Origin of the sequence: Streptomyces sp. NPDC058534 (genome assembly GCF_042717365.1) — a bacterium.
GTDB lineage: Bacteria > Actinomycetota > Actinomycetes > Streptomycetales > Streptomycetaceae > Streptomyces.
The window spans coordinates 21,296-31,958 of the sequence record NZ_JBHXNW010000015.1 but is presented as its reverse complement, the minus strand read 5'-3'; the positions used below and the strand labels follow the sequence as shown (position 1 = coordinate 31,958).

The window sequence follows — 10,663 nt, the reverse complement described above, 5'->3', positions numbered from 1 at the left end:
GGATTAATATAATAAAACCCCCAAAATTACCAATCGCCCGGGTCTATCTCTTCCATCTCCTACCCCTCCGGGGGGGGGGCCCCCCCCCGCGGCCCCCCCCCCCCGGCACGGCCAAACCCCGAGTGTCACTCGTCGACGTTGAGCTCCCAGTGGCTGTACCGACCGTCCAGGGTGAGATAACCGTCACCGTAGGCGGAGCGGTAGCGACCGGTGCCCCCGGTGATCGCCGACTTGGCCGTCACGCGCTCCTGCGGCGCGTAGGTCATCATGTCGCTGAGGGTCAGTGTGCCCCCTTCCAGACGCAGGACGCGTGTGCACAGCGTGGTGACCAGTTCGCCCTGGACCTTGACCGCACTGCACTCCGCCTGCCCCTCGCCGGCGTGCTGCAGCCGCCGCTCACCCGCCTTCACGTTCTGCTTCACGGTGTACAGGTCCATACGCGTCACCCAGTCGTCGCCGGCCCGTACGTCCAGGGGTGCCGTATCGAACCAGTTGACACCGGTCAGCTCGACCCTCTCGATGTCGTTGCCCTCGTCCGACCCCTCGGCGTGAGCCGGGGCCGACACAAGGGCGAGCGTGCCGGCGAAGACGGTGACGACGATGCCGCGGACAACCGATCCGATCACGGAACCTCCAGGCCGTACCGAGTGCTCCGGGCCTTCCGGAGCGATGGGCGAGTCACACTCCGCGGGCCGGTCAGTCATCGACGTAGAGGTCGAAGCCGACGCTTTCGCCCTTGAGGGTGACGTAGCCCTCGCCCTCGGCGTCGTTGTAGATGCCCGTCCCGCCCACGATCGCGGTCTTGGCGGTGACGGCCTTGCTGCCCTTGCGGCTGATCATGTCGTGGAGGTGGATCTCCCCGTCCTTCATGCGCAGCACGCGCGTGCACTGGGTGGTCACCTTGTTCTCGGCGACCGCGACGGCGCTGCACCGCGAGCCGACGTCGCCGACGAACTTGTTCTGGAGGGTGTACAGGTGCTGGTACGTGACCCAGCTGTCGCCCTTGCTGATGGACTTGGGGCTCGTGTCGGTCTTGGTGACACCGGTGTACCTGACCCGTACGACGTCCTCGTCCCCGATGTCCGCCGAGGCCTGCGCGGACAGCGCGAACGTCAGTGTCGCGGTGGTCAGGGCACCGATGGCCACGACGCGGCGGAAAATAGCAGAGGGCATGCATCCTCCCGGAGGCTGACTGCGGGTGCTCCTGCTGTTGGGAGCACCGGCGAGTCATTCCAGGGCTCGCGACCGTGCCGCGCAACGAGCCTTGCGCGGCAGGACCGCAAACGTCACCCGGGCAGGGCAACGGACAGCGCCCGGTGGTGTGCGGCGGGGGGCGCCGAATGCCCCGCCCTCAGGCGTCCTTCAGTTCCTGCCGCTGCCGCCCAAGCCCCTCGATCTCCAGCTCGACGACGTCCCCGTCGCGCAGGTACGGCTTCGGCTCGGGCTGTCCCATCGCCACCCCCGCCGGCGTCCCGGTGTTGATGACGTCACCGGGACGCAGCACCATGAACTGGCTGACGTACCGCACGACCTCGCCGACGGGGAAGATCTGGTCCGCCGTCGTCCCGTCCTGCCTCAGCTCACCGTTCACCCACAGCCGCAGGGACAGCCGCTGCGGGTCGGGAACCTCGTCGGCGGTCACCAGCCAGGGGCCCAGCGGGTTGAACGTCTCGCAGTTCTTGCCCTTGTCCCAGGTGCCGCCGCGCTCGATCTGGAACTCCCGCTCCGACACGTCGTGCGCGACCGCGTACCCCGCGACGCACGCGAGCCCCTCCTCGGCCGACTCCAGGTAGCGGGCCGTGCGCCCGATCACGACCGCCAGCTCCACCTCCCAGTCCGTCTTGACGGAGCCGCGCGGCACGAGCACGGTGTCGTGCGGCCCGACCACCGTGTCCGACGCCTTGAAGAAGACGACGGGCTCGGCGGGCGGCTCGGCCCCGGTCTCGCGCGCGTGGTCGTGGTAGTTCAGCCCGATGCACACGACCTTGCCGATGTGCGCCACGGGCGGCCCGACGCGCAGCCCGGCGGCGTCCAGCGCGGGCAGCTCACCGGCCTCGGCGGCGGACCGTACCCGGCCGAGCGCGGCCGAGTCGGCGAGCAGCGCCCCGTCGATGTCCGTCACCACGCCCGACAGGTCTCGCAGGGTCCCCTCGGCGTCGAGCAGCGCGGGTCGCTCCGACCCCGCCGTACCGACTCGCAACAGCTTCATGATCCCCAACTCCTCGGTCTCGGGCAGCCCGCCCGATGAGGTGCGACCTGGGTGCGGCAGTGACGCGACAACCATCGGAGGGTTGGTCGATCCTCCAAGGTGAGGGTCCACTCCGCAATACCCCGTTCACGTACTGGACCGTAGCCTCACCGGCACCGGAGCCTCACCGGTACAGGACGGCCCGTTCCACGACGCTCCACGTCGTGCTGGTGACGACGTACAGCGCGGCGGCCAGCGGCACCACCGCCACCGTCACGAGGGTGAAGAAGGACATGAACGGCATGACCCCGGTGATCGCCCCGAGCCCCGGCACCCGCTGCGCGTCCACCTCCGGCAGCACCGAACGGTCGGCCATCGTCCGCTTGGTCAGCCGGTAGCTGAAGAACGCCACCCCGGCGACGACGGCGAACAGCGCGGCGTACACGAGTCCGGCGCCCCCGACCGGCCCGCCGTGGCCGAGCGCGTCGGCCCACCGCCCGCCGAGCGGGGCGGCGAGGAGCTGGTGCGAGAGCAGCGCGTTGGCCTCGCCGCCGATCGAGGAGCTGGAGAAGAGGTGGTAGAGGAGGAAGAACGCGGGGATCTGGCACAGGCTGGGCAGGCAGCCCGACAGCGGGGACACCTTCTCCTCGGTGTGCAGGTCGAGGACGGCCCGCTGGAGTCGCTCGGGGTTCTTCGCGTGCTTGCGGCGCAGTTCGGCGATCCTCGGCTGGAGTTCGGCGCGCGCCTTCTGCCCGCGGGCGGCGGCCCGGGACAGCGGGTGGACGAGGAGCCGTACGAGGGCGGTGAACAGGACGACGGCGGCGGCCGCGGCGGAGGCGCCGAACAGCGGCTGGAGCAGGTCGGCGAGGTGCTCGACCAGGCTGGCGAAAACGGACATGAGTGGGTGAGCCCTCCGAGGGTCTCGTCGTGCCGGGACAGGAACTGCGGCATGACGACACGCCCCGCGCGGGGTGACTCCCTTGGCTTCGTGGCCTCGGTGGCCTCGGTGGCCTCGATGACTTCCGTGGCCTCGGTGAAGCGGGTGCCCTACGCGGTGGTCGCCGGGAGGGCGCGTCCGGGCGCTCGGGGCCGGCGGCGGCCGGGGGCGTCGGGATCGCGTTGGGGCAGGAACGCGGTACGCAGGTCCCGGTCCCTGATGGCCGTACGCACCCGGGTCCGCGGCACGGCGGGCACGCAGCGCGCGGCGATGACGGCGCAGACGGCGAGCGCGGAGCCGACGGCGGCGGTCGCGGCGAGCGCGACGGTCGCCGAGAGGCTGCCGACGTCGACGAGCGCGACGGGGAGGAGAACGAGCAGGAGGACGAGAAGGGGGCGCAGGACGGCCCGTCCCTGGCTCATCGGCGGCTCCCCCTCTCCCATACGCTCTCGCACGCGCGTTTGCCCCAGTTATACAGGAGCTGGACAGCGCCCGGTATGGCCGGCATCAGGTGCCCTCACCGCCTGTCCTACGGCCGCCGGGTGTCTGACCCTCGCCGCCTCCCCGGCAGTACCGTGTCACCCATGCGCCCCGACACGTCCGCCGAAAACGTCGACCACGCCGCCGAAGCGGCCCGCCTGGAGCGGACCGCCGGCCTCTACCCCGAGGACGCGGAGGCCCTGCTGCTGCGCGCCGCGGCCCACCTGGAACTGTCCGGCGACCGCCCCGCCGCGACCACGCTCTACGACCGCCTGCTGTCCTCCGCCGCCGGCTCCCCGGAGCTGGAGAACCCGTCCCTGGTCCGCGCCCTGAAGGCGTCGAACCTCTGGGAGTACGACCACGAGGCGGAGGCCAGGGCGATCATCGACGGTGTCCGTGCGGCGGCACCGCGCGACCCGGCGGCCTGGGTGATCGTGGCCGAGGCCCTGGAGTCCCACGACGAGCTGGAGGCGGCGCACGAGACGTTCACGGAGGGCGCCCGCCTGCTCGTGACGGACGGCGCGGAGCCCCCGTACTCGGCCCACCCACTCCTCTACGGCCGCCACCGCGTCCGCAGGATGCTGGGCCTGCCCCACGACGAGTGGGACACCTTGGCCGACACCCTCCACACCATGCCGGTCTCCCTGGACGAGCTGCACGACCCGAAGCGGGTCTGGTCCCTGGGCTCGGACAACCCGGCGGACCTGGAGGCGGAGATCTCCCGCCTGCGCGCCGAGCTGGGCGCGTACCGCGAGGCCCTGTCCCGCCCCTTCCCGGTGGCGATGCTGCACTGGCCGGCCGACGAACTGACGGAACTGCTGGAGGCGTACCCGGCCCTGTCCGCCGAGTACCCCTCCTACGACGACCACCTGACGACGATAGAGGCGGCCCTGCGCGAACTGGCCTCGTCCGGCACCCCGAACCTGGGCGTGGTCCCGGGCACGGTCCCGTCCTACGAGGCCTTCGCGGCCTCGGAGAGCGCGTCCCCGACCGACCCGGCCCTCCTCCCGCAGTACGCCACGACACTGGCGGCCCGGGGGCTCGCGGTGGCGTGGCCGCCGCAGCGGGGGGCGGCGTGCTGGTGCGGGTCGGGTCAGTCGTACGGGGAGTGCCACGGCCACTGAGGAACACCCCTTGGGGAACATCCTTCGCGGACCGATGAGATCGGGCGCCGCCGGGCGTCTACAGGTGCGAGAGCCTGACGCGGAACGCAACGCGTCAGTGGAGTCGATCCGAGGAGACACGACGACATGAGCACCGACCAGACGCCCACCGCGGCGGGCAACGGCTTCTCCTACACACTGACCCGCACCCTGGACGCCCCCGCGGCCCGGGTCTGGCGGGCCTGGACCACCCCCGACCAGTACTCCCAGTGGGCCTACGCCGTCCCCGGCTCCGTCGAGATGGACGTCCGCCCGGGCGGCCCCTGGAAGGCCACGATGCGCACCCCCGACGGCACGGAGTTCCCCCTGACGGGCTCCTACATCGAGGTCACCGAGAACCGCGCCCTGACCATCGGCATGGACATCCCGGGCCGCCCGGACCAGGCGACGATGACCGTGGAACTCGCGGAGGAGGGCCCCCGCAACACCGTGATCACCCTCCGCCAGACCTGCGACACGGCAGAGGAGCGGGACGGCGCGGAGCAGGGCAGCAACATGCTGCTGGACGGGTTGGAGGGGTTCTTGGGGGATGGGGCGGAGGGCTGATCGGGGCGGCCGTCGCCGGCGCATCCGCTCTGCCGGGTCACCACGTATGCCAAGCGCCGCTGCCATCAGTCACCTGCATGCCGTCGGCCGGCAGCTGTCGAGTTACGCACTGTTGCCGCCTTGCCACTCCCGATAGCCTGCCTGGTGACTATTGGTGGCACGGCCTGGGGATACGCGAGGGAGACCGTGGGACGGCGCGATGTGCGAGGACACTACGACGGCCTCGCAGCCAAGTACGACGAGCACTGGGTTTACGGACCGGAGTACGTCCCGTGGATGTCCGGCAGGATCTGCGAGGCGCTGCGCCTCAGCCCGGCCGACCGGATCGCCGATATCGGTTCGGGAACAGGCCTGTTCACCCGGGAAGTGGCCAGACACCTGCGCCCTGCCCACCCCATTCTGTGCGTCGACCCCTCGAGAGCGATGCTCCGCGAGCTCGGCACCCCGCCTCCACCAACCCTGACGCCCGTTGTCGCGTCGGCGGAGGACCTCGCCGACGGGCGGGCCCGGCTGCCGTACGAAGAACTGGACGCGATCTGGCTGAAGGAGTCCGTGCACCATGTGACGGACCAGGCGCGCACGTTGCGCGGCCTCGCCCACCGGCTCGCTCCGGGCGGTCGGCTGCTGATTGTCATGCTGCCTGCCGCCATTCGATACCCCTTGTTCAAGGCGGCCCTCGCCCGTTTCGAAGAACTGCAACCGGACCCGGCCGTGATTGAAGGCCATCTGCGTCAGGCCGGCCTGGAAACCCGGCTCGACCACGTCGAGCACGAACTCCGCATCGACCGGGACAGGTACCTCGACATGGTCCGCGCCCGCTACATGTCGCTGCTCTCCACCTTCAGTGACAGCGAGATCGAGGAGGGCGTCGAGGAGATGCGAGCCGCCCACCCGGAGCCCGTGCTGGTCTTCCCGGACCGGTTCGCGTTCGTTCTCGGCCAACGTCAGGAGGACGGCACGTGAGTACCGTCGTCGACGAGCGGCTGCGGCGCCTGCGTAGGGAACTCGACGATCACTCACGGATCGCCGACCATCTCGGACTCGACCTGGAACGCCCGTTACGGTCGCTCAACGACGGCTACCCGGAGAACGCGGTCGCGTTGGTCGGGAAGCTGACCGAAAAGCTCCTCAAGGAGCTGTGGCGGCATCACGACGTCGAGGGTGACCCCTCGACCAAGGCACTCAACGACCTGGTCAAGCGCTGCCGCCCATACATCCGCAGCAGCACGGTTCTGGACGCACTCGACGACATCCGGCGGTTACGCAACCGCTCCACCCACGACGGGTACGAGATCAGCGACGAGGACGGGCTGCTCGCCGTACGAAGGCTCGTCGATGTCCTCATCTGGTTCACGGACACCGGGAGCGCGGCCCTGCTCGGTGGGGAGCCGGACGTGGCCCCCGAGGTCGCACGTCGCTGCGAATTCCTCGCCGGTCTTCATGTCACCCTCGGCTACCGGCAGGCCAAGCGATTCGTGCTCAGCCCGGACACCGTGTACCTGCTGTTCTGCCGGGAATCAGGGATGCGGCTCGAGTACGTGGAGCTGATGCTCTCCCGAGACGCCGACGACCTCGGCACCGTCCTCACCTCCCGCGGCGGTGAGCTACTCCGGACCCGGCTGCCCAAGCTCACCCGGTTCGTCGTGGTGGACAACGACGGTGGTGCGGCTCCTGGCGCGCTCCACCAGTTGCTGGGAACGGACTTCCGGATCGTGCGATACGACGGCTTCGTCGACACCGTCGTCAATCTCGACGCCCATCTCGCCGGAGTCGCCGGAGTCGCCGCCCCCGGGGACGTCAGGGGGACTCCGCCCGGGCCTCGAACCGTTGTCGCCGCATCGGTCCTGAGCGCCGACCCACGCACCGGCGAATCGACGGTGACGGAGTCCGGAGACGCGGCCGAGCTCCTTGCCCGTCTCGCTGGTGGCAGCGCCAACGTCCTGGTCACCGGGCGCCCCGGCAGTGGGAAGAGCACTCTTCTGCGCGCCCTGGCCGCGGATCCGGAGGTCCGCCGCTTCCGCTTCTACTTCGATCTCGGCCTCAAGCCGAAGGACGAGCCCTTCTCCGAGTACGCCGCCCGTATCCTCGCACCGGCCATGGCCTCGGACCGTTCCCGCGCGTACGACCTCTTCCTCTACCTCATCCGCTCCGGGACCGCGCTGTGCGTACTGGACGCCTTCGACGAAGGGGTCACGGAACCGAGCCCCGCCGGGTTCCTGCGCCTGTTCACCGATCTCTCGGCCGTCCTGTCCGCCGAGTCCGCCGTTGTCATCAGCTCCCGAGTCTCGTTCTTGGCGGACTCGCCCCAGGTACGTCAGCTGGTGGACAGCGGCGCCGGCCGCTCCGAACAGCTGGTGGAGCAGATGTACGCGAACGGGGTGGACCCGTCCCGCGTTCCGCACTTCCATGTCGTCCGCCTCACCGAGCCCGAGGAGACGCCGCTCGAGCGAGGTCTCACCGCGCGGCTCGGTCTTGCCCCGGGCCGGCCTCTCGCGGAGATCCTCGGCACCCACCTCACGCGAACTCTGACCGAGCGCGGGCGTCCCGAGCTGGAACAGCGCCTGCCGACCGCACTTGGCCGGGCGTTCCTGACCGACCGGACGGTGTTCTCCCTGCTGGACCTGCATCGCGAACTGGGCGGCGACGCCTTCACGGACGGACGGCTCGATCCGGCTTCCTGCGTCCTCGCGCCCCTGCTGCGCCCGGCGGGACCGGACCACGTAGCGTTCGCGCACACTGCTTACCAGGAGCTGTTGGCTGCCCGGTATCTCGCAGATCCGGCTCATCGGGAAGCCGTGGCGGACCTGCCCGGCGGCGCCTTCCTGACAGAGCAGGTACGTGCCTTCCTCGCCGGAATGCCCAACGACGCAGGCGGCGCCGGTGCCACGGGGGGCGACGACTGCGTGCTGCCCGCCGGTGCGTACCTCGTAGGCCCGGCCGAGCGGTTACTGGTCCGGCGCGTCACGCGCTCCGTGCTCTTCGACCGCCGTGCCGTGACGGTCGCCCGCTACCGGCGTTTCCTCGACTCCCTCGAAACGGACGGCACCTCGCGCTGGGACCACCCGGACCAGCCGACCCACGTCACCCACCGTCCCTGGACCAACCGTTTGCGCCACCCCGACTACTACGAGAACCGGCGCTTCGACAACCATCCGGCAACCTGCGTCAGCTGGTGGAGCGCCTACGCGTTCGCGGCGTTCGAGGGGAAACGGCTGCCGACCGCGCTCGAATGGGAGGCCGCCGCGCGCGGAACCGACGGACGGCTCTTCCCGTGGGGCGACGCCCCGGACACCAGCCGGGTCAACTGCGCCGACACGTGGGTGGGCCGCCCCGTCACGACCTATCAGGCATGGCTTCGGGACTTCGCGGGCGAGGGCGTCCGCCGGGCCGGGGCCAACCCCGCGGACGAACGCCCCGGCAACCGTTCCCCGTTCGGCGTCCTGGACATGGTGGGCAACTGCTGGGAGTGGACCTCCACATCGGTGGACGACCCGGCCGAGGCCGTCATCTGCGGCGGAAGCTACGACAACCCGATGCGCGCGGTGCAGACCAGCACGAAAGGCATCTACCGCAAGCGTGGTGGAAGCAACGCGGTCGGCTTCCGCTGCGTCGAGGACGTGGACACGGCGGACGGCCCCGCCACGGCCCGGAGCGTCAGCACGACTGGAGTGGAGGGGACAACGCCATGAGCGGCAGCGGCGAGGGCGGCGGTTTCGACGGCAGCGGTGGGCCGCGGCACGGGACCATCGTGGACCGGCGGCCGAGCGGCGGAGGAGCGAGTGGCACGGTCGGTTCCTACGTCGTCCGGGACGACGATGACGAGCGGTACTACAACTTCGACTACCGGCAGATCGTGACGGAGGGCTTCCGCACCATCCGTACCGGCGAGCACGTGCGCTTCCACATCAGTGCCACGAGCCCCGGCCAGGCGGAGTTCGTCATCCGTCTCGACCAGCCCGACCCGGCTGAGTACTACCGGTGACGGCTGCCGACGCCACGCCACGGCTCGACGACGTCACGGGAGCCCGGCAGGAACTGACCGTCGTCCTGCCCGCGCGTCTGCGCCGTGCCCCCAGTTGGCCACAGGGCCCGTTCCCGTTCGAACTCGGCAGCCGTCGCACGGACTCGGCCACGAGATCGACCTACTTCGCCCCCGCCTCCGCCCGGGCCCTCTACGGCACCCCCGAACGCCCCCGCCGCTGGCACCTGCCGATGGACCTCAAGCACGACGGGATGCACCTGCTGGGAATAGAACTGCTCCGTGCGGCCACGGCCCGCGACCCCGATCACGCGCTGGCCGTCCTGCACTTGAGCGCCGAAACACCGCTCCTCCCGGTGCTACGCACCTTGGCCGGCCGCGGCTCGGCCACCGTCGCCGAGCCGCTGGCCGGACTCACCGGGCCGTTCGATCCGGCCCTGCTCCTCGACGGCGTCGCCGACGTCGGGGACCCGACCGCACCCTTCGCACTCTCCCGGCCGTACACGATCGCGTTCCTCACCCCGACGGCACGTCACACTCCCGCGCTCCGCGACGGCCCCGAAGGCGAACTGCCCACCACCGCCGACCGCTGGCTGTGGCAACTGGCATCCCGTTCCAGCCCGCAGGACTTCCCGCTGGCCCCGGAGTCGATCGCGGGTCACCTCCAGGACGTCGTACGCATCTCCGGGGACTGGAGCGCCCTGGTACTGCGGCAGGGCGCCGCTTTCCTCGGCCATCGCCCCGACACCGGCGACGCGGACTTCTACCGCTTCGGCGCGCTCCATTCCCGCACCGTCTACCTGGACGCTCTCCTCCTCGGCTCCCTCCAGCGCGACCACATCGACGAACTCACCGACGAGCTGTCGGAGGTGTTCACCTCGCCCCGGCACCTGGCCCGCCGCGTCGCCGCCCTGGAGCGCAACATCGCGCACTTCCGCAGCGGCTACTGGCGTCAGCACCTCACCGCCCACGGCCCCGCTAACGAACTCCTCCTCGCCTTCCAGAACCAGCACCGGCTCCCGGCCCGCTTCAACGAGATCCTCGCCGAGGCCGCCGACTACAGCCGCCTGGTCCAGACCCAGGAGAGCCAGCAGATCAGCGGCGCCCTGGGCGTCCTGACCGTCCTCGGCCTACCGCTGGGCACGGCCCTGGGCATCCTCCAGGTCCTGGGCGACGAATCCCTGTCCCACCTGCTCATCGCCCTGGCTCTGTCGGTGGCGGCGACGGCCGGGGTGCTGACCACGCGGTATGGGCGGTTGGTGTTGTCTTCGTTGCGGGGTGGGAAGGGTTCGTAGCGCTAGGCCGGGCAACGGCACTCCCCAGCGATGGAGACAGTGCCCCACAGGCGGCTCGCCGGCACAATGGCGGCG

The 10,663-nt window shown here is 70.6% G+C and carries 11 protein-coding genes; 6 read left to right on the top strand and 5 right to left on the bottom strand.

The window, feature by feature from the left end:
• Window positions 1-125: 125 nt before the first annotated feature.
• The 5 genes from ACFWR9_RS12000 to ACFWR9_RS11980 all read right to left on the bottom strand — a co-directional run bounded on the left by ACFWR9_RS12000 (window position 126) and on the right by ACFWR9_RS11980 (window position 3,547).
• A complete protein-coding gene (locus ACFWR9_RS12000; RefSeq protein ID WP_383839435.1) occupies window positions 126-626 on the bottom strand; it encodes a hypothetical protein in 501 nt (166 codons plus the stop codon).
• A gap of 70 nt (window positions 627-696) precedes the next feature.
• On the bottom strand, window positions 697-1,173 hold the full coding sequence (locus tag ACFWR9_RS11995; protein ID WP_383839432.1) for a hypothetical protein: 477 nt from the start codon (window positions 1,171-1,173) through the stop codon (window positions 697-699).
• A 178-nt stretch (window positions 1,174-1,351) separates the two neighbouring features.
• Window positions 1,352-2,209: a fumarylacetoacetate hydrolase family protein gene (locus ACFWR9_RS11990; RefSeq protein ID WP_383839428.1), complete on the bottom strand. Its 858-nt coding sequence runs from the start codon at window positions 2,207-2,209 to the stop codon at window positions 1,352-1,354.
• 163 nt (window positions 2,210-2,372) lie between these two features.
• Entirely contained in the window at window positions 2,373-3,086 is a 714-nt protein-coding gene (locus ACFWR9_RS11985; protein WP_383839425.1) for a YidC/Oxa1 family membrane protein insertase, read from the bottom strand.
• Window positions 3,087-3,235: 149 nt separating this feature from the next.
• The gene (locus ACFWR9_RS11980; RefSeq protein ID WP_383839422.1) at window positions 3,236-3,547 is read right to left on the bottom strand and encodes a DUF6412 domain-containing protein; all 312 of its coding nucleotides are present in this window, start codon (window positions 3,545-3,547) and stop codon (window positions 3,236-3,238) included.
• Between the two features lie 162 nt (window positions 3,548-3,709).
• On the opposite strand from ACFWR9_RS11980, the gene ACFWR9_RS11975 reads away from it, so the two are divergent.
• The 6 genes from ACFWR9_RS11975 (at window position 3,710) to ACFWR9_RS11950 (ending at window position 10,588) form a co-directional block, all read left to right on the top strand.
• The gene (locus tag ACFWR9_RS11975; protein WP_383839419.1) at window positions 3,710-4,729 is read left to right on the top strand and encodes an SEC-C metal-binding domain-containing protein; all 1,020 of its coding nucleotides are present in this window, start codon (window positions 3,710-3,712) and stop codon (window positions 4,727-4,729) included.
• Between the two features lie 126 nt (window positions 4,730-4,855).
• Window positions 4,856-5,314, top strand: coding sequence for an SRPBCC domain-containing protein (locus ACFWR9_RS11970; protein ID WP_383839416.1), 459 nt, complete (start codon window positions 4,856-4,858; stop codon window positions 5,312-5,314).
• 201 nt (window positions 5,315-5,515) lie between these two features.
• Window positions 5,516-6,277 (top strand): class I SAM-dependent methyltransferase, encoded by a 762-nt coding sequence (locus ACFWR9_RS11965; protein WP_383839413.1) that lies wholly within the window; start codon window positions 5,516-5,518, stop codon window positions 6,275-6,277.
• Window positions 6,274-9,003 carry an SUMF1/EgtB/PvdO family nonheme iron enzyme gene (locus tag ACFWR9_RS11960; RefSeq protein ID WP_383839410.1) on the top strand — a complete coding sequence of 910 codons (2,730 nt, stop codon included), beginning with the start codon at window positions 6,274-6,276 and terminating at the stop codon, window positions 9,001-9,003. Before ACFWR9_RS11965 ends, ACFWR9_RS11960 begins: the two co-directional genes overlap by 4 nt.
• Window positions 9,000-9,296, top strand: a complete 297-nt coding sequence (locus ACFWR9_RS11955) for a hypothetical protein (RefSeq protein ID WP_383839407.1) — start codon at window positions 9,000-9,002, stop codon at window positions 9,294-9,296. The genes ACFWR9_RS11960 and ACFWR9_RS11955 overlap by 4 nt, the downstream gene beginning before the upstream one ends.
• On the top strand, window positions 9,293-10,588 hold the full coding sequence (locus ACFWR9_RS11950) for a hypothetical protein (protein ID WP_383839404.1): 1,296 nt from the start codon (window positions 9,293-9,295) through the stop codon (window positions 10,586-10,588). Before ACFWR9_RS11955 ends, ACFWR9_RS11950 begins: the two co-directional genes overlap by 4 nt.
• The last annotated feature ends 75 nt before the right edge of the window (window positions 10,589-10,663 follow it).